The sequence below is a fragment of the Coriobacteriia bacterium genome, assembly GCA_030652115.1.
Classification (GTDB): Bacteria; Actinomycetota; Coriobacteriia; order Anaerosomatales; family Anaerosomataceae; genus UBA6100.
Genome location: JAUSBK010000001.1, coordinates 18,219 through 38,735, shown reverse-complemented (window position 1 = coordinate 38,735; position 20,517 = coordinate 18,219). Strand labels below are relative to the sequence as shown.

Below are 20,517 nucleotides of genomic sequence, written 5' to 3'. Positions count from 1 at the left end.
GAGCAAACACATGCAAGTCTCGAGTACGGTCAAACGAATCGGCGTGGCCGCGATCTTCATCGCGGAGGTGGCCGTGATGGCGGCCATCGCATACGGATCGGGGGAACTCCCCGCCGACGGGGTGATGGTCGGGGCCGAGGACGTGGTCATCCGGGTGGAGGACCAGCAGATCTACGGTGCCGTTGCGATCGATCGGGTGCTGACCCCGGTGGACGGGTGGGTCATCCTGCGGGCCGATCGTGGCGACGGGACGCCTGGCGCGCTCATCGGCGCCGCACCGGTGAAGGCAGGAGAGAACCGCAGCGTCTCTGTAGCAGTGGATCGCACGCGCGACTACTCTGCGGGCGCCTTCGTGTCGCTCGTTGCCGACAAGGGCGTGATCGGTACCTTCGAGTACACCACCGGCGATCCCGACGACACGGTGTCGCTCGGCGGGGGGGCGATGGGTTCGGGCGGCATGGGCGGCTCTGGCGGTGGTCCCGCGATGACGGGTCCTGTCGACAAGCCGCTCGTGGCGGACGGCGTGGTCGTGACCGAGCACGTGAATATCACGATGGTCGACCTCGTCTACAGGCTCACCGAGGCCGATCTTGGTGCGGCCTTCCTCGTCGACTCCGGCACCGCGATCGACGTTCAGCGCGTGCTTGCACCAGCGGACTCCTGGGTCGTGGCGATCCGGGGCGCTACGCCGGATGAGCCGGGTGAGGTGATCGGCTCGGTGTTCGTGCCGGGCGGGCGCGCGGCCAACGTGCGGATCGAGCTCTCGGAGACCGTCGAACCGCAGGAGGTCACGGCCCTGCTGCTGGCCGATCTCGGGATGCCGGGCATCCTCGAGGTCGACCCGGTCGGTCCGTCGCGCGGCGCGGACGCGCCGTACATCGTCTACAGCTACTTCGTGCAGATCGGGGTCACCGCCGCGGAGTAGCGAAATCGCATCGCCGCCTCGGTCGCCTACTGCACCTGGATGAGCGAGTCTGTCGGCGCGTGCGAATCGGTCAGGAGCGGGACGTCGGCGACCGGCACCGGTTCGGTGTAGAGGTCGTCGGCCATCTCGGCAAACCCGTCGATCGTGACCGTGCCATCCACGCGTGAGGCTATCGCGTCGCGCAGCTCGTCCTCGCTCATGGGCGTGTCCGTGGCGAGCACGATGATGTTCCGCCGCGTCTCCGGGGTGCCGTCGCTGCCGATGCCGATCGGGAAGACCCAGATGCGGCCCCAGACGCTCTCGGCGGTTCGGTACATGCTGCGGAACAGGTCGCTGTTGTCGCCCTCGGTGGGGGAGATGACGTTGTAGGCGAGCACGCCGTCGGGCGCCATCACGCCCTTCACCTCGGTGAGGAACTCCTCGGTGGTGAGGTGTACGGGCAGCGCGTGGGAATAGTACGCGTCCACGATGACGATGTCGTAGGTCTCGCCGGTGGACTGCACGTAGCGGCGGGCGTCCTCGACGTAGACTTGGCTGCGCTCGTCTTCAGGGAGCCAGAAGTACTTGCGGGCGACGTCCACCACGACCGGGTCGATCTCCACCGAGTCGACCGTCACGCCGGGATAGTCGCGCCAGAAGCGCTTGGTGATGGCGCCGCCGCCGAGGCCGAGGACCAGCACCCGCTTGGCGTCCGGCTTGATCGCCATGGCGAGGTGCATGTAGTCGGGATACCGGATGCGGCTCTCGTACGGGTCCGCGATCGAGATCGCGCTCTGGTGGCTCTGGTCGAAGCGCAGGTGCCGGGCGCCGTCGCCCTCGGTCACCGTGACGCGGTGGTACTGCGTGTCGGCGCGGAAGAGGATGGCCTCGCCCTCGGCGTTGGTGTCCGGCACCGGCGCGACGCGCCAGAGCACGACGCCGCCGAGGACCGCGCCCATGACCGCGAGTGCGAGGGTGGTCGGGAGGACCGCTCGTGCGAAGCGTCCGCCGGGACCGGGGTCGCCCTCGGCCAGCCCTTCCTCGGGCTTCAGGCCGAGCGCGAGGAGGGCCACCGCAATCAGCGCTAGGCCCGTCCAGACCACGAGCGGCTCGAGCGACAGCACGGGGATGAGCCAGAAGGACGTCACGATCGTGCCGACGATGCTGCCCGCGGTCGAGACCGCGTAGAGGTTGCCGGTGGAGCGGCCGAGGTGCCCCATGCCCTGACGGGCGGCGAGGCGTACGCCCAGCGGGGAGACCATCGCGAGAAGGAGCGATGGGACGAAGTAGATGGCGAGCGCAGCCACGAGCGAGCCCGCCCGCGGGCCAAGTTCGGCGGCTCCCGGAAGCACGGCGATCGCGACGAGCGGTGCCACCGCGGTGAAGAGTCCGGCCCCGGCGATCACCGGCGGCAACGAACGGGCCGCGCCGAACCGGTCGGCCAGCTGCCCCCCGAGCGCGTAGCCGATCGAGAGCGCGATCATCACGACGGAGATCACCGAGCCCCACACGTAGATGGAGTTGCCGAGGTAGGGCGCGAGCACCCGGGCCGCGACCATCTCGAGCCCCATCAGGGCGGCTCCGCACGCGAATACGATGAAGCGCAGCATCGGTCTCCTCCAGGCGGCATACGAGGTCGGTGCTGCCGCTCTTCAGTCCAGATTTCCTGTCCCAGTGTGCCAGAAACCGGCATCGGCAGGCGGTCTGTGTGCGTCCGGCTCCGATGGCTGGGTTGTCACGGTGCTAGGTCCGCTGTAGTATATAGGAACTCTTCCTAACTAGGAGTCATTCGCATGTCAGTTGCACCTGACGAGATCTCCCGCAGAGTCGAACTCCTGACCGGCGCACTCAGGCGTCAGGGCTTTCGGCTCACCCACCAGCGGCTCGAGATCGTGCGTGAGTTGGCGGCGACCGATGAGCACCCCGATGTCGAGGCCATCTTCAACGCGGTAAGGGGCCGCGTGCCGACCGTTTCGCTCGACACGGTCTACCGCACTCTGGGGACACTCGTCGACATCGGTGTCGTTGCACGCGTCACTGCAACCGCCGGCCCGGCGCGGTACGACGCCAACCTGGCCGAGCACCATCACTTCGTATGCACGCGATGCGGGCTCGTCCGCGACGTCGTCGATCCCGCGCTCGACGCGGTCCGAGCTGCAGGTGCCACCTCGACGTTCGGCACGGTCGAGACGGTCGATGTCCATCTGAGAGGCATCTGCAGGCGCTGCGAGGCGCAGACAAGCGCCTGACGCGTGGCAAGGGTTCGAGTTCCGCGCCCGTGAGGGCGTGCGGGCGACACTATGAAAGGGGCGCGCGATGAGTGACAAGAAGAAGCTCACCACCAACTTCGGAGCACCGGTTCCGGACAACCAGAACGCGATGACGGCCGGTCCGCGCGGACCGATGCTGCTGCAGGACGTCTGGTACCTGGAGAAGCTTGCCAACTTCGATCGTGAAGTCATCCCGGAGCGGCGTATGCACGCGAAGGGCTCGGGCGCGTTCGGTACGTTCACCGTGACGAACGACATCACGAAGTACACGCGAGCGAAGGTATTCTCCGAGGTCGGCAAGACGACCGATCTGTTCGTCCGCTTCTCCACCGTTGCTGGCGAGCGGGGCGCCGCCGATGCCGAGCGCGACATCCGCGGATTCGCGGTGAAGTTCTACACCGAGGAGGGCAACTGGGACCTGGTGGGCAACAACACGCCGGTGTTCTTCCTGCGCGACCCGCACAACTTCCCCGACCTCAACCGCGCCGTGAAGCGCGACCCACGCACGAACATGCGCAGCGCGAAGAACAACTGGGACTTCTGGACGTCGCTGCCCGAAGCGCTGCACCAGATCACGATCACGATGAGCGAGCGCGGCATCCCGAAGAGCTACCGTCACATGCACGGCTTCGGAAGCCACGCGTTCTCGATGATCAACGCGGCGAACGAGCGCTTCTGGGTGAAGTTCCACTGGGTGTGCCAGCAGGGCATCGAGACCCTCACTGACGCCGAGGCCGAGGCGATCGTGGCCAAGGACCGCGAGAGCCACCAGCGCGACTTGCTCGAGGCGATCGATCGGGGCGACTACCCGAAGTGGACGCTCAAGATACAGGTCATGCCGGAGGCCGACGCCGCGAAGATGCAGTACAACCCCTTCGACCTCACCAAGGTCTGGTACAAGGGCGACTACCCGCTCATCGAGGTGGGCGTGATGGAGCTCAACCGGAACCCGGAGAACTACTTCGTTGACGTGGAGCAGGCCGCGTTCAACCCCGGCAACGTAGTCCCCGGCATCAGCTTCTCGCCGGACAAGATGCTCCAGGGCCGCCTGTTCAGCTATGGCGACGCGCAGCGGTACCGACTCGGCGTGAACCACTACCTCATCCCGGTGAATGCGGCCCGCTGCCCCGTCCACGGCTACAGCCGCGACGGGCAGATGCGCGTGGACGACAACTACGGCGCCACCATCGGCTACGAGCCGAACAGCTACGGCGAGTGGCAGGCGCAGCCCGAGTACAAGAACCCGCCGCTTGCCATCGACGGTGCCGCGGAGATCTGGGACTTCCGCGAGGATGATGACGATTACTACACGCAGCCCGGCAAGCTCTTCCGTCTCATGACGCCTGAGCAGCAGAGGGTGCTCTTCGAGAACACCGGCCGCGCGATGGGTGATGCGCCGAAGGAGATCAAGATCCGGCACATCGCGAACTGCGCCAAAGCGGATTCAGCGTACGGCGAGGGCGTTGCCGCGGCGCTTGGCATTGCGATGAGCGAGATCCCCAGGTAGGGAGCGCCACACGGCTGTGTCGCCGGGGGCCCCGCGTCGATCGCCGCGGGGCCCCCGGCGTGCATGCCAGCGGTCCCGTAGGCGACCGTTCGTCGCGTCCAGATACCCATCTGTCACAGAGTCCGGCGAATGGCCAGCTTGGAGTACTGCGACGTTAGTCTGGTGCCGATAGGCATGGTACCCGGGCTCGCCCGGTGGAATGCATGTGACCGTAAGGAGGAGCACCATGGGGGATGCACGAGCGGTTTCAGGGCGCACGTGGGGGGTGGCGGCGGCGGGTCTGGGCCTGATCGCCGTGCTGGAGGGGCTCAACATCGCCGGTGTCGGCGGTGAGGCACTCGAGGCCTGGGTCTCGAACGCACCGTTGACGTTGGTGACGATCTACGCCGCCAGCATCGTGATCTGGGCTGCCCTGCAGTTCTCCGCCGGCGTGCCCATCAGGCGCCAGTGGCTGTTCATTGGACTGGGAGTGTTGGCGTTCGGCCTGGGCAACGTCGTCTGGACGCTCTACGCAGCCCAGGGGCTCGAGCCCTTCCCGAGTCTGGCGGACATCGGCTACTCGCTTCTGTACCCCCTGGCGGCCTATGGCATCTGGAGCGCGCTCCTGTCCTTCCGCCGGATGTTCGACATCAAGACGCCTCTCGCGGTAGGCGCTGCGATCGCCGCCGTGGCCACGGGCACCCTGTACTTCTCGCTCTTCCAGACCATTGCCGCCGACACCGAGACGAGCGTGCTCGGCAAGGTGCTCAGCATCGGCTACCCCATCGGTGACATGTGGCTGCTGCTCCTGCCCGCCATCGCCATTGCCATCGTGGCAAGCCGCATGGCCGGCGGTCGGATCGCGTGGCCATGGTATGCAACGTGCGTCGGCCTGGTTCTGATCTCGGCGGCCGACTCGCTCTACGCTGTGCAGTCCTGGAACGGCACCTACCAGAGCGGCAGCTACGTGGACATCATCTGGTGTGTCGGGTTCACCGCCATCGCGGTCGGGGCATCGGTGCTCCTTGACGTGCAGAAGGCCGGCGGGACGAAGTCGGCCGCCGAACGGTCCAGCGAGGGTGGTGAGCAGCGATGAGCCAGGTCGCTGATGTGGTTCGCGAGGTTCTGACGCCCCTGGTGGGAGGACCGGCCGCGACGATGTGTATCCACGCCGCCGCGAGTTCGCTCGGCAAGCAGGCGGACGCGCTGACTCGCGCGGACCTGCCCGCCGTGGCCGAGCGGATCCGCACCGACATGCGGCCGTTCACGTCTCCCGAGTTGCTGGATGCGGCCATCGAGAACATCAAGACACTCGTGGGCTGACGGCCTCTCGAGAAGCACCAGATCGCGCGAGCAGTCTCGCGCCGCTCAGACGTGCGCCCTTCTTGCGGGTAGGGGATACTTCTATGCGTACGTTTCAGCGCGTCTTGCTGCGCGCCGTCACTGAAGGGGGTTGTTGATGTCCGAGTCGCTACCCGGCCTGCTCATCGGCAAGAGCGGAATCGACGTGCACCTGCTGCCGGCGATGGCGAACCGCCACGGACTCATCGCGGGAGCCACCGGTACCGGCAAGACGGTCTCGCTCCAGGTGCTCGCCGAGGCGTTCAGCGCGATCGGCGTCCCCGTGTTCGCAGCGGACATCAAAGGCGACCTCTCCGGCATCTCGCAGGCTGGCGGCGGAAACAGCAAGGTGGATGAGCGCATCGCCGCCCTCGGACTCGGCGACTGGGGCTTCCATGGCACGCCGGTGACGTTCTGGGACGTCTTCGGCGAGCAGGGTCACCCGATCCGGACGACCGTGTCCGAGGTAGGGCCGCTACTGCTCGGTCGCATGCTCAACCTGAACGACATCCAGGAGGCAGTGCTCACCGTCGCGTTCCGGGTGGCCGACGACAACGGCCTGCTGCTGCTCGACATCAAGGACCTGCGGTCGATGCTCGCCTACGTGGGCGAGAACGCGAAGGAGATCGGCCTCACGTACGGCAACGTGGCGCCTGCAAGCATCGGTGCCATTCAGCGCGCGTTGCTCGCGCTCGAGGAGCAGGGCGGGGACCGCTTCTTCGGCGAGCCGGCGCTCGATCTTTTCGACTTCATGCAAACCGATGCGAACGGCCGCGGGTTCGTGAACATCCTCGCGGCCGATCGGCTGATGACCTCGCCGCGTCTGTACTCCACGCTGCTGCTGTGGCTTCTCTCGGAGCTCTTCGAGCGCCTGCCCGAGGCTGGCGACCTGCCCAAGCCCAAGCTCGTCTTCTTCTTCGACGAGGCGCACCTGCTCTTTGACGACGCGCCCGATGCGCTACTCACCAAGATCGAGCAGGTCGTGCGGCTCATTCGCTCCAAGGGTGTGGGCGTCTACTTCGTCACGCAGAACCCGATCGACGTCCCGGACACCGTGCTCGGGCAGTGCGGCAACAAGGTGCAGCACGCGCTGCGCGCCTACACGCCGAGGGAGCAGAAGGCCGTGAAGGCGATGGCCGAGACGTTCCGTGTGAACCCCGAGCTCGACGTGGAGACGGTGGTGACCGAGCTCAAGGTGGGCGAGGCGCTCGTCTCACTTCTGCAGGCCGACGGCTCGCCGATGCCGGTCGAGCGCACCATGATGGTGCCGCCGCATGGACGCATCGGCGCGATAGCACCTGCCGAGCGGCAGGCCGCGATCGCAGCGTCGCTCGTTGCCGGCCACTACGAGGCGGCCGTGGATCGCGAGAGTGCACACGAGGTGCTCAGAGCGCAGGCCGAGAAGGCGATTGCGGATGCGCAGGCCGCCGAGGCGCGCGACTTCGAGCTCAACGTGCCGAAGCCGACGAAGGCCGAGAAGCCCAAGAGCAGCTCGCGGCGGAGCGATACCTTCGCCGAGACATTCGGCAAGAGCGTGATGCGGTCGATTGGGAGCCGGGCGGGTACCGCGATCGTCCGCGGTGTCCTCGGCACGATACTCAAGAAGTAGGGAGTGGTAAGCGATGAGTGACGAGATGAACGAGACCACACAGCCTGTCGCCGACGATACGGGCGCGAACCCCGAAGCCGCCGACGCGTGGCGCGAGGTCGTTGCGGGCCTCGACGCGTTCGGCGAGGCGCTGGGCCGCTGGGTGAATGCGGCGGCGAACGACCCCGAGAACAAGCGCAGGCTCGACGAGCTCTCCACGCGCCTCGACGGCATCGTGGACAGCGTGGGCGCGACCGTGAAGGGTGCCGCCGAGGGCGATGTGGGCCAGTCATTCAAGGAGGCTGCCGACAAGACGGGCGAGGCGTTCAAGGCCGCGGGCGAGAAGGTCTCCGCCGAGGTCGGCCCCAAGCTTGCGGGCGCGTTCAAGTCCCTGAGCGAGAAGCTACGCGGTGCCGCCGAGAAGATGGAGGACCGCGCTGCGGCCGCCGACGCACCCGCCGACGGCAACGCGCCTCCCGCCGCACCCGCCGATCCGGCCGAGCCCAGCGCCTGACGCGCGGGGAGTAGCGCATATGCCCCAGTGCGCCTTCCATCCGAACGTCGAGACGAGCGTCCGCTGTGTCGAGTGCGACCGGCCGATCTGCCCGAAGGACTTCGTCTCCACGCCAGTCGGCTACAAGTGCAAGGAGTGCGCTCGCCAGCTGCCGTCGGCCAGACGCGCGGTGAAGCCCCTTCAGCTGGTCCTCGCCGCGCTGGCCTCGGCAGGAGTCGGCATCGGCGGCGCGTTCCTGGTCGCAATCACCGGCCTCGGCTTCTGGCTGGTGGCCATACTCCTCGGCATGCTCACCGGTGAGGTTGCCCGACGCGCATCGGGAGGTCATCGGAACGGCGCGATCGCCGCGGTTGCCGGTGCAGGCGTGCTGCTCGGCACCTTCCTCGCGGGGCTCGGGATCGTTGCGATGGCGATCTCGACGGTCGCCGCGGTTCTGCACGTGACGTCGAACAGGTGGTGACCATGGGAATCGATCCGGCTGCGGACGTCTTTCCGCCCGCCCGCTCCTTCGGGTGGGTGTGGCTGCTCGCACTGCTCGCGATGGTCGTCGCGCCGCTCGGCACGCTCTTCATCCCCGGCGCGTTCGAGGGCGAGGACGCGGTGGGCGCGTGGATCACGATCGCGATCCTGCTCCCGCTCGATCTCTACGTGCTCGTCGTGCTGCTCTCCCTGCCGACGATGCGCTACGAGCTGGGCATCGATGCGCTCGTGTTGCGCTGCGGCCCGCTCTTCACGTATCGGATCCCGTACGCCGAGGTCACCGACGTGCGGCGTACCACGCTCACACCCACGCTGTGGTCGAGCATGCGCATGCCTGGCCTTGCACTCGGCGGGGTGGTGTACGCCGATGTGGGGAACGTCCGCATGTGCGCAAAGCGCATGGCGCGCGACATCCTGCTCGTCAGCGCGGGTGACAAGCGCTATGGCATCACCCCCGCGGATGAAGAGCGGTTCATGCGCGCGTTCACGCCGAAGCTTCCCACGCCGCCGGTGACCTCCGCGCCGAGCACCCAGGGCTGACATGCCTTCGATCGTGCCGATGGCGGTCATCACGCTGGCGGCCTCCGCAGCGCTGTGGGGTGCGATGCTGTGGGCGTACTCGGGACGCACCTGGCGCTTCGTCAGACTCGTCCCGTTCGGCCTGCCGCTTTCGGCGGTCGTGAACCTGCTCGTCAAGGGGCCGCTCGGCGAAGGTTTGGGCAGGCTGGCCGGCATCGAGCCCGGTCTCGGACTCGAGACGCCCGTGTGGTTCCTGCTCTTCCTCTTCGCACTTGCGCCGGTCTTCGAAGAGCTCATCAAAGTCCTGCCGGCGCTCGTTCCGGCTGTTCGCAGGCACACGACCGTTCCCGATGACGCGTACTGGACGGGCATGGCGCTCGGCATAGGCTTCGGACTAGGGGAGGCGGCGTACCTCGCGTGGGGCATCGCGGCCTCGGGTGCCTACGAGCAGTACCCCTGGTACGCGTTCACGGGTTACCTCGGCGAGCGGCTGCTCGTGGTGTTCGCTCACGGCTTCATGACATCGCTGTTCTGTTGGCTGATCGCCCGCAGGAAGCCGGTCCTCGGATTTTGCGCGGCCGCGGGCACGCACGCGCTCCTCAACACAGGCGCGATGCTCTACCAGCTCGGGCTGCCGCCTAGGTGGGTGTCGTCGCTGTGGCTCGTGGCGTGGCTCATCGGGTGCGTGCTCCTCTTCGAGCGCATCAGGCCCAAGACCACGCGGGAGCATACGGACCACCCCGACGTGGTGTACTACTCGGCTGACGAACCGTAGGCGCTCGAGGCTTCTCCACGAAATCTCCACACGGGCGTGACACACTCGGCGCGCGGCGTGCTCTATGCACGTCGTTCCCGCCCGTTCAGCAGGCGGCCGACAAAGGAGGTCCGTACGAGATGGATTCGAAAATGAAGACCGCTCTCGCGGTGATCGTGGGCGTGGTCATCGGCGTGACGCTGCTCGGGAGCGCGATTGCGCTGCCGGCGGCATTCCACGCCATCGCGTTCCGCAGCAATGCGGTGGGCGTCACCGATGGGTACGGCATGATGGGTCAGCAGAGGGCCGAGGACGCTTACGGCATGATGGGCCCGCGTGGCCAGGTCCCCCAGGGTGACTACGGCACGATGGGTCCGCGTGGCGGTCAGGCCCCGCAATGGGACGGCGGCGTGTGCCCCGACGGCAGCGCAGGCCCGAATGGTGCGCCAGGCATGATGGGTCCCCGCGGTAACCAGAGCGGGCCGCAGGACGGCACGGGCGTGTGCCCCAACGGCGGTATCTGCCCCAACACGACTGACGTACCCACAAGCGAGTCCTAAGGAGCGACGCGGGACGCATGCTCGCGGTATCCTCGTGCCGAGGAGGCCACCCATGAGCGAGCGCGTCACCATACGATTCGAGCCGGCCAGGCGCACCGTGAGGGTGCCGGTCGGCTCGACGCTTCTCGAGGCAGCTCGCGCAGCGGGTGTCACAATCGATTCGCCATGCGGGGGTACCGGCACCTGCGGGTCGTGCCGGGTTCGCGCGACCGGCGGCCTCCAGTCTCCCACCCGCACCGAGCGCGAGCTGCTCGGCGGAGCGGGTGTCGCCGCAGGCAAGCGGCTCGCCTGTCGGACGCGGGTCACGGGCGATGCGGTCGTCACGCTCGATGAGCCGGTCCGTGAGGCGCGTGTGGTCACCTCGGCAGCGCGTCGGCCGCTCGACGTCGAGCCTCCCGCCGAGCGCGGCATCGAGGCGATCGGCACGATCGTGGGCGCGGCGATCGATATCGGCACCACCACCGTGGCGGTCCAGCTTCTCGACCTGACCACCGGCGAGGTGCTCGCCACTGCAGGCGACCTCAACACCCAACGGGTATTCGGTGCCGACGTGCTCTCCCGCGTGGCGCATGCCATGGCCGGCGGCGCGCCCGAGTTGCAGCATCTCATCGCGGTGCAGGTCGAAGCGCTGCTCTCCGAGGTGCTCAGGAACGCCGGGTTCGCGGTCGAGCGGCTGGCCGAGGTGGTCGTCGTGGGCAACACGGCCATGACGGGCATCCTCCTGGGTGCGGACGTCTCACCGCTCGGCGCGGCGCCCTACGAGGATGCGCCGGTCGCGGCTGTTCGCGTTGGCGCGTGGGAGACGGGCATGGTCGCCTTCCCTTCGCTTGAACTCATCGTGCTGCCGGGCGTCTCGGCGTTCATCGGCTCCGACATCACCGCGGGAATCATCGCCACCGGCCTCGCCGAGCGCGTTGCGCCGACGCTCATGGTCGACCTGGGCACCAACGGCGAGATCGTGCTCGCCGCCGCCGGCCAGCTCATCGCAACGTCGACTGCCGCGGGGCCCGCGCTCGAGGGGGCGTCGATCGAGTGCGGCATGGGTGCCGAAGCGGGCGCCATCGAGCGCGTGGATCTTGAAGGGGACAGACTCGTGCTGTCGACGATCGGCGGTCGCGAGCCGGTCGGCATCTGCGGGAGCGGCCTCATCGACCTGGTGGCCGCACTGCTCGACGCCGACGTGATCGACCCGAGCGGCCGATTCGTCGATGCGGTCGGGAGTCCGTTCCGCAGTCGGTTCACGTCGCGCAGCGATGTGCGCGCGTTCGTGGTGGACGCGGGTGCCGACGTTGTCCTGACGCAGAAGGACATCCGTCAGGTGCAGCTTGCCCTCGGCGCGGTGCGCACCGGCATCGATCTGCTGCTCGAGGAGACGGGGCTCGGCGCACACGCCATCGTGAGTATCGAGGTAGCCGGCGGTTTCGGGTACCACGTGCGCCCCGAGTCGCTGGTGCGGCTCGGTCTGATCCCGCCGCTGTGGCTCGACCGAGTTGCCTTCGGCGGGAACACCGCGCTCGCGGGCGCGCGGATGGCGCTCGTGAACAGTCGCGTGCGGGCGAAGGCAGACATCCTCGCCTCGGTCGTGCGCACCGTCGACCTCGCCGCGCATCCCGAGTTCCAGCAGCGCTTCCTCGGCGCACTCGGCTTCCCGGCCTGACCCGGGCGGCTCCCCCGTTATCGCGAGCCCACGACACGTGTGTACTTGACATTCCACTAATCGAATGACAATCATCGGTCGAACTTATAGTGCGTCCGAGGGGAGTGGCATGGTCAAGCGTAGGGTGGTGGGCCCCACTGCGTGGATCCTGGGAGGGGCCGGACTGTTCATTGGAGCGGTTGCCGCGTGGTTGGTGAGCCAGGGCAACCCGGGCAACATGGGCCTGTGCATCGCGTGCTTCCTGCGCGATATCACGGGCTTCTTCGTGGGCGGCGTCACCAATCAGGGTGCCGTTGCCTACCTCAGGCCGGAGATCATCGGCATCATCCTGGGCGCGATGGGTGCCGCGCTCGTCACGCGCGAGTTCCGTCCGCGCGGCGGCAGCCAGCCGATCATCCGGTTCGTACTTGGATTCATCTTCATGGCCGGGGCGCTCATCTTCCTCGGCTGCACCGTGCGCGCGTGGCTCCGCCTCGGCGGCGGCGACCTCACGGCCATTTGGGGCGTGCTGGGCATCGTGGCGGGCGTGCTGCTCGGCATCGTGGCGCTCAAGCGCGGCTTCAATCTCGGCCGCGCGAAGGCCATCGCCAAGCCGCTTGGCTGGATCCTGCCGGCGCTCGCGGTCGTGCTGCTCGCACTCGTGCTCGTCAGCACCTTCGGCACCAAGCCGGAGTTCGCCACGCAGACGAAGGAGGGCGCGTTCGCGACCGGCGACAAGCCGCCGGCGGTCTTCCTCAAGGCAGACGGTGCGCCCTCACAGGTGCTCAAGCCTGAGGGTGGCTCGCTTGCCGAAGACGGCTCGATCGTGGCCGAAGACGGCAGCGTGGCCGCCTCGGCCGAGTCGGTTACCGCCGCCAAGCCGCAGCCCGGCGGTAAGCGCGCCGTACTGTGGGTGTCGCTCATCGCTGGTCTGGCGATCGGCGTAGTGGCCCAGCGCAGCCGCTTCTGCTCGATCGGTGGTATCCGCGACGCGATCCTCGTGAAGCGCTACGACCTGCTCTTTGGTGTGATCGGCCTGCTCGTGGGATCGACGATCGTGAACCTGCTGCTCGGGCAGTACAACCTGGGCTTCGCGAACCAGCCTGTGGCGCACAACGACGCGCTCGGCAGCTTCGCGGCCATGACGGTCGCGACGTTCGCCGCGATGCTGCTCGGCGGGTGCCCGTTCCGCCAGGTGATCATGGGTTCCGAGGGTGACTCGGACTCGACGATGGCGGTCGCAGGTATGCTCGTGGGTGCGGGCTTCATGCACTGGGCAAGCCTGGCCTCGTCGGCCAAGGGGCTTGCGCCCAACGCATGGCTCGCGATGGGCGTGATGGCAGTGATCCTCGTCGCGGTCGCCCTCTTCGGCGCCCGCAAGACGGCATAACGAGAGGGGAGCACGATGAAGGAACTGGATGTGCGCGGGCTCTCCTGCCCGATGCCGCTGATGCACACGAAGAAGGCGCTCGAGGACGGCAGCCGTGAGTTGCTGGTCCTGGCAGACAGTGGGACCGCGAAGGCGAACGTTGTCGCGCTTCTCTCGGATGCAGGTTTCACGGTCACGGTTGAAGCCACAGAAGCCGAGTATCGCATCACCGCAGTGCGCGACTGATCTTCGCCCAGAATCATCGAGCGCGGTCCGGGGTAGTGAAGACGCCGGACCGCGCTGCGTTGTTGCCGGCTACTCGGCCTTCGCCCCGCAGCTCTCGCAGAACGCCGCACCTGCCGTGAGCGGCTTGCCGCATGCGGTGCAGAATGCGACGGAGGCGGTGGTCGCAGGGGAGACAGGCGCTCCTTCGGCGGGGATGTCGAGTAGCTCGATCGTTTCTTCGTCGCGGAATGCCGGGTCGCTGGTGGGCGCGGGAGCCGCCTGTACGGCTGCGGGCGGGTAGACGATCCGGTACGAACCGTCCGCCCGGCGCATGCTCCGGCCGTGATGGTAGATCTCCTGCAGCATCGTGAGCGCCTCGCTCGTATGCGTGATGAGCGCCGCGCCCATCAGAAACGCCTCGGTGGGCGAGAATCCGTAGCCGGTCATCAGGTAGCTCACGGTGTAACCCTCGTTGAGTGGTCGCATCGCCGAGGGATGGTTTGGGCCAGCCGCAGCGCCCGCCGCGGCGTAGGCCTGCAGGTCGCTGGCGAGATCCGGGACCCAGCTCATGCGCAGCGCGGCGTCCCACACGATGTCGTCGCTGTAGCCCAGCGCGCCGAGTGCGGCTGCGATGGGCGCGAGCTTGGCCTGGAGCGCGGCGTCCACAGTTACGCACCCGCCTTCGCGACCACGCGGACGAGCACGTTCGCGTTGGTGCCGATGCCCATCCCCGACGGGAACGCCGAGGTGAGCGCCCCGAGCCCTACGAGCGTCGCGGGCGCGAAGAGCATGAGGCTATAGGTGAACATCGTGGAGAGGAAGAAGAAGAGCAGCCACAACACCGAGTTGCGGGCGACCGGGCGCCCCTGCTCCCACTTGAGCTTCACGGTGAAGCCCCACAGCAGCCCCAGCACGATTCCGACCGCGTAGAGCACGAGTGCCACCGGCCAGCCGAACGGCACGCCGCCGATGACTACCTGCAGCGGCAGAACGAACGACGCGATTGCGATCGACAGCAGCAGCATCCACCAGGCCACCGGGCGCGGCTTGCGAAACCGCACGATGGTGAAGATGAACATCGCGGTCATGACGAACCCCATGAGGATGGCTACTATCTTCATTTCTTCGCCTTCAGATGGCCGAATACCGCATCGCGGATCGCCTTGCCGGCCACATCCGCATCGCGTTCCTGGAGTTGGCCGGAATAGCGGGTGTAGTCGTCGCCCGAGCTGTGGTAGTTCTGCGAGGCGTCGTTCCACTTCATGAGCGTGTTGTACGATGCGTCGCCGATCTGCGCTTTGGGATCGCCCTGAGCCGCATGGCGCAGCTCGTGGAAGATGACGCGCACGACCTCCTCAGGGTTGTCGAACTTGCTGCTGTTCGTGTTGATGAACAGTTCGCGCTGGCCCGGGGTCCACGACCCCCCGGTACCCGTGTCAGCGTCGTGGCCGACAACGATGTTCATCCGCGTGTCGGTGAGCCCGGTTGCCCGAGCCCCCCGGCTCACAAGGCCTTTGATCACGATGGAGCGCTGCCGTGTGTCGAGCGTCTTCCACACGGCCGGATCGAGGCTCTTGCCCACACCGGTGTCGAGGAAGTCGCCAAGCGCCTTTGTGGCGGCTTTCGCGTTCGTCGTCACGTCCGTAGTGGGCGTGGTGAAGATCGCGCCCTTATTGCCCAGGAGCGAAGGATCGGGGAGCGTGAAGACCGAGCCGGGTATGGGCTTGCCGAAAGCCCGGAACTGCCCCAGTTTGTAGAACCGCCGTACGCCGTCATCGTCGTCGTACCAGCCCTCGTCTTCGACGCTGTGTCCCTGGATCAACTGCCACTTACCGTTGCGGTAGACCCAGTGCCACATGTCTCCGTGGTACTCGCCGAGCTGCGTGGGTACGGCCCGCACCGTGCTCACACCCGAGCCGACCTTCGGCACCATGCCGCTCGCCATTCCGAGCAGGCCGATGAGTGCAGCGGCGATCGCACCGGCCGAGGTAGTGACACCCGCCGGCATCGGCTGCGAGCGAATCCAGTTCGCGAGGTCGTCCGCGGTGATGCCGGCACCGGTGAGCTGAGCGGCAGTGACCTGGAGACTCCACCACGGGTCTATCGAGAAGAACCCGCCGACGCCCAGGGGGACGTTGTTCGCGGGGTCGTATGTTACGAGATCAATGAACACCGGGTTCTTGAAGCCGTTCATGTTGATATTGGTGCGGTAGCGGACGAGCCACAGGGCCTCGAAATCTCCCTGGTTGTCTGGCTTGGTGATGCTGTAGACCTCGGTCACCTGGAAGTTCTCGGGGTAGCCCTCGTTGGCGATTCGGTCGGCCGCGATGGCGTCAGCGACCGCCTGCGGGGACGGGCTGCCTGGATCGAACGTTCCCGGAGGCACGTTGAACTGTCCCGCCGCGTCCTTGAGCTGTGCGAAGGCTGCGGCGGTGTCCTGGCCGAAGGCGACGGCGGGGAGCGCGAGAACGAGCAGCAGCGCTGCCGCTGCCAGTGCTCTCCGAAGGCCTGCGCGCCTCATCGGCTCCCCTTGTGCTTGTGCACCGACGCACCCCCGCCGTGCGCGCCTGGCACCATCGTAGGGGTCGCGCAGCAGTGATGGAAGTGGCAGCGTGCCCCTGGACGGCACTAGCGCGCCACGCGTACTCTCGGTACACCACTGTTAGCGGGGAGGCATCATGCTGCTGGGCATCACGATCACAGGCTCCATGCTCGTCGCAGGGGGCGCGGCCATCTTCCTATTGCTGGTGTTTCAAGTCCTTGTGGGCCTACGCAAGATCAAGTTCCAAGGCAAGCTGCACATGAAGGTGCACAAGTACGGTGCGTACGCGCTGGTGGCTCTCGCGGTCTTCCACGCGCTCGCGGCGTTCGCCTTCCTCGGCATCAACTAGCACGGACAACGGGCGGCCTGGCCGCATCAGACACCCTGGAGGAACCATGGAAACGCCGAGCCAGCATCCGGAGAGCGCGCCGCTTCAGCCCGCTGCGCCCGCCTACGACCCGCCGCAGAGCAGTCAGTACGCGCCGCAGGCGGCTCCGAAGAAGCGCATGTCCGCAGGCGCCAAGTGGGCGATCGGGCTGGGCATCGGCTTCGTGGTGCTCACGCTCTTCTCGTGCGTGGTCACTGTGGCGTTGCTCGGTTCGGACACGGGATCCTTCGGGGTGGGTGATAGCGTCGCGCTCATCCACATCAGCGACGTCATCCAGGGAAGCAGCGGCGGCAGCGGCGACCCCGAGTATGTTCTCGACCAGATCGACCAGGCACTCGAAGACGACAGCGTGAAGGCGATCGTGCTGCGGATCGACTCGCCGGGCGGCACGGTCGCTGCCTCGCAGGAGATCACGCTCGCCGTGCGTCGCGCGGCCGAGGAGAAGCCGATCGTCACGAGCGTGGGCGACATCTGCGCGTCGGGCGCGTACATGGTGGCCGCGCAGACCGACGAGATCATCGCCTCGCCCGGTTCTACGGTCGGCAGCATCGGCGTGATCATGGAAGTCGCCAATATCGAGGAGCTGCTGAGCAAGGTGGGCGTGTCCTTCACCACGCTTACGTACGGCGAGTACAAGGACGCCGGGAGCATGTACCGCAGCCTCACGGAGACCGAGACCGCGATGCTCAACGAGGAGCTCGCCACGATCGGTGACCAGTTCATCGCCGATGTGGCCGAGGGCCGCGGCATGGACGAGGACGAGGTGCGCGAACTCGCCACCGGTTGGGCGTGGGTCGGGAGCGAGGCGCTCGAGCTGGGGCTCATCGACTCCCTCGGAAACTACGATGACGCGATCGACCGCGCGGCTGAGCTCGGAGGAATCGAGGGCGACCCGTACATCGTGAGCTACGAGTACGTCGATCCGTTCGCCGGTCTGTACGACGATCTGCTCGGCATCATCTCGGAGGCAAACGACTTCGACGCCGAGTCGCTCCAGCGCATCGCCCTGCCGAGGTAGCGAATGGCCTCCGACCAGCGGATCGAAACGATAGGGCGGTCGCTCAAGGGCGTCTTCGGCGATCCAAAGTGGCTCAAGAAGTCCGCGCTCGGCGCGGTCATCAACCTGATCCCGTACGCGGGAATGATCTGGCTCACCGGCTTCGGGCTGCACTATCAGCGCGCGGTGGCGCTCGGCGAGGGCGAACGCCTGCCCGAGTGGAATCAGTTCGAGCCTCAGTTCAAGACGGGCCTCTACGCGTTGATCGTGGGTCTGGTCTACTCGGTACCGCTCAGCGTGGTGATGAGCGCCGTGGCGGTCGTCGGCGTGTCGGCTGCGATGGTGGGGGTGGCGGCCACCGAGGAGCTTGCGTGGTTCATCCTCGCGGGCGTGATCTGGTTCGTGCTGATCATGTTCATGAGTGTCCTGTACGGCATCCTGTTGTGGCCGGTGTACGTGCACGTGCAGTTGCATGACACCATCTCCTCGGGTTTCGAGTTCAAAGAGATCTACGGGCGCGCGAAAGCGCACAGCATCACGTACTGGACCGTGGCACGTCGTGCCATCGCGCTCGGCCTGCTCTCGATGACCGTCATGCTCGTGCTCATGGCTCTCGGCTTTGGCGGGGCAGCGTTTCTCGCGTTCGTCGTGCTGCCCGAGGAGCTGTACGGGATGGCGACGTTCGTGATGTCGCCGGTCCAGCTGCTGGTCGGCGTCCTCGGCAGCCTGGTGGCCGTGCCGATCGCGTTTGCGACCAACCGCCTCTGGGGGCAGTACGCGCGCATCGCGTACGACCTCGGTCCGGCTGCGGAGCCTGCGGCGTCCGAACCCGCTCCCGGGGCCTGAAACGGCCCGTATCCGCGTACCGCGGCGGCCCGCTATCGCCTACAATGCACGCATACGCCGCGCGCTTCCGGGGCGCCGCGCGATACGGATGTCCGGCCGCCCCGAGAGCGCACTCCGAAAGGACGCCCCCGTGCAGCCGATCGACCTCAAGCCGAGCGCCCAGGGCAAGGTTCGCGACATCTACGACCTCGGCCGTGCGTTGTTGATCGTGGCCACCGATCGCCTGAGCGCGTTTGACGTGATCCTCCCGGACCCGGTGCCATACAAAGGTGAGGTGCTCACCAAGATCTCCCTCTTCTGGTTCGACCACCTGGCCGATGTCGTGCCGAACCACCTGCTCACCGCCGAGGAGTGCGACCTGCCGGAGGCGCTCGCGGTGCATGCCGACGCGCTTCGTGGCCGCTTCATGATCGTGAAGAAGGCCGAGGTCTTCCCGGTGGAGTGCATCGTGCGCGGCTACCTCGCGGGGAGCGGCTGGAATGAGTACCGCGAGCACGGCACGGTCTGCGGACAGAAGCTGCCCGAGGGACTCACCGAGAGCGCGCAGCTGCCCGAGCCGCTCTTCACGCCCTCCACGAAGGCCGCCATCGGCGCGCACGACGAGAACATCAGCTTCGAGCAGATGGTGGAGATCGTGGGCGCCGAGCATGCGGAGCGTCTGCGCGCCGCCTCGCTCGCGCTCTACTGTGCCGCACGCGATCACGCCGCCACGCGAGGCATCATCATCGCCGACACCAAGTTCGAGTTCGGCCTGGTGGACGGCGAAGTCACCCTTGTCGACGAGGCGCTGACGCCGGACAGCTCGCGCTTCTGGCCCGCCGACGAGTACGAACCGGGCCACGGCCAGCCGAGCTTTGACAAGCAGTTCGTGCGCGACTGGCTCGAATCCACCGGATGGGACAAGAAGCCGCCGGCACCGTCTCTCCCCGAGGACATCCTGGCGGTCACTGCCGAGAAGTACATCGAGGCATACGAGCTCCTCACCGACGAGCCGTTCATGCCGGAAGGCGAGTAGCATGTCCCAGCGCAGCTACAGCAACGATCGCAACCGCAAGGGCGCCAAGCTCGGTTCCACCCGCAAGAGCGCGGCTGCCGCCAAGCCGGTGCGCAAGCAGGGCGAAGTCGCCACGCCTTCGGCCAAGCCGAAGAAGGCCGCCTCCGGCCCCGACAAGGACTGGTCCGGGCTGCCCACCTCGCCCGAGATCAAGAAGTGGCGGACCATATGGTGGGTGCTGCTCCTGGGCGGCCTCGCCGCGCTTGGCATCACCTATCTGGTGCCGGAACTGCGCTACAACGATCAGGTGCTGAGAGTCGTGACTCTGATCGTGCTCGTCTGCTCGATGGCCGCGGTCGGAATCGACTTCCTCGTCATCCGCAAGCTGCGGACCGAGCTCATTGCGAAGACTGCCAAGAAGCCGTCGCCCAAGCAGGCGGCGCACGAGGCCGAGGCGCGGGAGGATGCCGCAGCCAAGAAGGGCGATCGCTCGTCGAAGGGCGAGTCGTGAGTCTCAAGATCCTGCCGCCGCACGTGCGGGCACACCTCTACCTGTTCTGGGCAGGCATGGTCATCGCCGGGCTCGGCGTGGTCGGCTTCTTCCTGAGCTTCTGGAAAGTGGGATCGGCCATGGCCGCGGCCGTGGACGTTCACGAGGAGGTCCCGGTCTTCGCGTACGCGTCCATCGCGGCGTGGGTTCTTGGCCTCGGCATCATGTGGTACAGCCGCAGGCGCGTGGATGCCGCAGTGACCGCCAAGCTCAAGGAGAATCGCGAGGCGATGTTCGTGGAGCTCCGGACAGACGAGAACGAGGACAGCGCGCCCGACGGGCGCGACGCATAGGGGAGGAGCCGCTACCGTGGCACGCTTCGAGATCTACGTGACGTACAAGAAGGGGATCTTCGACCCGCCCGGCGCCACCGCCGAGCGTGCGCTCCAGAACCTGGGGTATTCCGAGGTCTCCTCGGTCAAGATCGGCAAGTACATCCAGCTCGAGGTTGACGACGGAACGCCGGTCGAGAAGGTGCGCGAGATGTGCGACAAGCTGCTCGCCAACCCCGTTATCGAGGACTACCGCATCGAGACCGTCGGGGAGGCCTAGGC

25 protein-coding genes are annotated in these 20,517 nt (G+C 67.1%); 21 read left to right on the top strand and 4 right to left on the bottom strand.

Going from position 1 to position 20,517, the window contains the following annotated elements; all coding sequences use genetic code 11:
* The first annotated feature begins 10 nt into the window (after positions 1–10).
* Positions 11–925, top strand: a complete 915-nt coding sequence (locus Q7W51_00240) for a hypothetical protein (GenBank protein ID MDO8846804.1) — start codon at positions 11–13, stop codon at positions 923–925.
* Between the two features lie 26 nt (positions 926–951).
* On the opposite strand, the gene Q7W51_00235 is transcribed toward Q7W51_00240, so the two are convergent.
* Positions 952–2,514 carry a fused MFS/spermidine synthase gene (locus Q7W51_00235; GenBank protein ID MDO8846803.1) on the bottom strand — a complete coding sequence of 521 codons (1,563 nt, stop codon included), beginning with the start codon at positions 2,512–2,514 and terminating at the stop codon, positions 952–954.
* Positions 2,515–2,697: 183 nt separating this feature from the next.
* Here Q7W51_00235 and Q7W51_00230 point away from each other — a divergent pair, with 183 nt between their 5' ends.
* The 13 genes from Q7W51_00230 (at position 2,698) to Q7W51_00170 (ending at position 13,667) form a co-directional block, all read left to right on the top strand.
* Positions 2,698–3,153: a transcriptional repressor gene (locus Q7W51_00230; protein ID MDO8846802.1), complete on the top strand. Its 456-nt coding sequence runs from the start codon at positions 2,698–2,700 to the stop codon at positions 3,151–3,153.
* A gap of 67 nt (positions 3,154–3,220) precedes the next feature.
* Positions 3,221–4,681, top strand: coding sequence for a catalase (locus tag Q7W51_00225; GenBank protein MDO8846801.1), 1,461 nt, complete (start codon positions 3,221–3,223; stop codon positions 4,679–4,681).
* A 226-nt stretch (positions 4,682–4,907) separates the two neighbouring features.
* Positions 4,908–5,756, top strand: coding sequence for a hypothetical protein (locus Q7W51_00220; GenBank protein MDO8846800.1), 849 nt, complete (start codon positions 4,908–4,910; stop codon positions 5,754–5,756).
* On the top strand, positions 5,753–5,983 hold the full coding sequence (locus Q7W51_00215) for a hypothetical protein (protein ID MDO8846799.1): 231 nt from the start codon (positions 5,753–5,755) through the stop codon (positions 5,981–5,983). Before Q7W51_00220 ends, Q7W51_00215 begins: the two co-directional genes overlap by 4 nt.
* A 136-nt stretch (positions 5,984–6,119) precedes the next feature.
* Positions 6,120–7,610 (top strand): DUF853 family protein, encoded by a 1,491-nt coding sequence (locus Q7W51_00210; GenBank protein MDO8846798.1) that lies wholly within the window; start codon positions 6,120–6,122, stop codon positions 7,608–7,610.
* A gap of 13 nt (positions 7,611–7,623) precedes the next feature.
* Positions 7,624–8,103, top strand: coding sequence for a hypothetical protein (locus Q7W51_00205; GenBank protein MDO8846797.1), 480 nt, complete (start codon positions 7,624–7,626; stop codon positions 8,101–8,103).
* A gap of 19 nt (positions 8,104–8,122) precedes the next feature.
* Positions 8,123–8,563, top strand: a complete 441-nt coding sequence (locus tag Q7W51_00200) for a hypothetical protein (protein ID MDO8846796.1) — start codon at positions 8,123–8,125, stop codon at positions 8,561–8,563.
* A gap of 2 nt (positions 8,564–8,565) precedes the next feature.
* Positions 8,566–9,123 (top strand): PH domain-containing protein, encoded by a 558-nt coding sequence (locus Q7W51_00195; GenBank protein ID MDO8846795.1) that lies wholly within the window; start codon positions 8,566–8,568, stop codon positions 9,121–9,123.
* Position 9,124: 1 nt separating this feature from the next.
* Positions 9,125–9,877: a PrsW family glutamic-type intramembrane protease gene (locus Q7W51_00190; GenBank protein MDO8846794.1), complete on the top strand. Its 753-nt coding sequence runs from the start codon at positions 9,125–9,127 to the stop codon at positions 9,875–9,877.
* A gap of 119 nt (positions 9,878–9,996) precedes the next feature.
* Complete coding sequence (locus Q7W51_00185; protein MDO8846793.1) at positions 9,997–10,416, top strand: hypothetical protein; 420 nt, start codon at positions 9,997–9,999, stop codon at positions 10,414–10,416.
* A 52-nt stretch (positions 10,417–10,468) separates the two neighbouring features.
* Complete coding sequence (locus Q7W51_00180; protein ID MDO8846792.1) at positions 10,469–12,073, top strand: ASKHA domain-containing protein; 1,605 nt, start codon at positions 10,469–10,471, stop codon at positions 12,071–12,073.
* A 109-nt stretch (positions 12,074–12,182) separates the two neighbouring features.
* Positions 12,183–13,442 carry a YedE family putative selenium transporter gene (gene yedE, locus Q7W51_00175; GenBank protein MDO8846791.1) on the top strand — a complete coding sequence of 420 codons (1,260 nt, stop codon included), beginning with the start codon at positions 12,183–12,185 and terminating at the stop codon, positions 13,440–13,442.
* Positions 13,443–13,457: 15 nt separating this feature from the next.
* Complete coding sequence (locus Q7W51_00170; protein MDO8846790.1) at positions 13,458–13,667, top strand: sulfurtransferase TusA family protein; 210 nt, start codon at positions 13,458–13,460, stop codon at positions 13,665–13,667.
* Between the two features lie 69 nt (positions 13,668–13,736).
* Here the strand turns inward: Q7W51_00170 and Q7W51_00165 are convergent, their stop codons facing one another.
* The 3 genes from Q7W51_00165 to Q7W51_00155 are packed head-to-tail and all read right to left on the bottom strand — an operon-like array spanning position 13,737 to position 16,167.
* Complete coding sequence (locus tag Q7W51_00165; GenBank protein MDO8846789.1) at positions 13,737–14,312, bottom strand: zinc ribbon domain-containing protein; 576 nt, start codon at positions 14,310–14,312, stop codon at positions 13,737–13,739.
* Positions 14,313–14,314: 2 nt separating this feature from the next.
* Positions 14,315–14,767 (bottom strand): hypothetical protein, encoded by a 453-nt coding sequence (locus Q7W51_00160; GenBank protein ID MDO8846788.1) that lies wholly within the window; start codon positions 14,765–14,767, stop codon positions 14,315–14,317.
* Complete coding sequence (locus Q7W51_00155) at positions 14,764–16,167, bottom strand: hypothetical protein (GenBank protein ID MDO8846787.1); 1,404 nt, start codon at positions 16,165–16,167, stop codon at positions 14,764–14,766. The genes Q7W51_00160 and Q7W51_00155 overlap by 4 nt, the downstream gene beginning before the upstream one ends.
* 157 nt (positions 16,168–16,324) lie before the next feature.
* Here Q7W51_00155 and Q7W51_00150 point away from each other — a divergent pair, with 157 nt between their 5' ends.
* From Q7W51_00150 to purS, 7 genes are all read left to right on the top strand, one after another.
* On the top strand, positions 16,325–16,537 hold the full coding sequence (locus Q7W51_00150; protein MDO8846786.1) for a hypothetical protein: 213 nt from the start codon (positions 16,325–16,327) through the stop codon (positions 16,535–16,537).
* Between the two features lie 46 nt (positions 16,538–16,583).
* Positions 16,584–17,594 carry a signal peptide peptidase SppA gene (gene sppA, locus Q7W51_00145; protein ID MDO8846785.1) on the top strand — a complete coding sequence of 337 codons (1,011 nt, stop codon included), beginning with the start codon at positions 16,584–16,586 and terminating at the stop codon, positions 17,592–17,594.
* A gap of 3 nt (positions 17,595–17,597) precedes the next feature.
* Positions 17,598–18,419, top strand: a complete 822-nt coding sequence (locus Q7W51_00140) for a DUF4013 domain-containing protein (GenBank protein MDO8846784.1) — start codon at positions 17,598–17,600, stop codon at positions 18,417–18,419.
* A gap of 130 nt (positions 18,420–18,549) precedes the next feature.
* A complete protein-coding gene (locus Q7W51_00135) occupies positions 18,550–19,434 on the top strand; it encodes a phosphoribosylaminoimidazolesuccinocarboxamide synthase (GenBank protein ID MDO8846783.1) in 885 nt (294 codons plus the stop codon).
* 1 nt (position 19,435) lies between these two features.
* Positions 19,436–19,924, top strand: a complete 489-nt coding sequence (locus Q7W51_00130) for a hypothetical protein (GenBank protein ID MDO8846782.1) — start codon at positions 19,436–19,438, stop codon at positions 19,922–19,924.
* Positions 19,921–20,256 (top strand): hypothetical protein, encoded by a 336-nt coding sequence (locus tag Q7W51_00125; protein MDO8846781.1) that lies wholly within the window; start codon positions 19,921–19,923, stop codon positions 20,254–20,256. The genes Q7W51_00130 and Q7W51_00125 overlap by 4 nt, the downstream gene beginning before the upstream one ends.
* Positions 20,257–20,272: 16 nt before the next feature.
* Complete coding sequence (purS, locus tag Q7W51_00120) at positions 20,273–20,515, top strand: phosphoribosylformylglycinamidine synthase subunit PurS (protein ID MDO8846780.1); 243 nt, start codon at positions 20,273–20,275, stop codon at positions 20,513–20,515.
* Positions 20,516–20,517 lie beyond the last annotated feature (2 nt).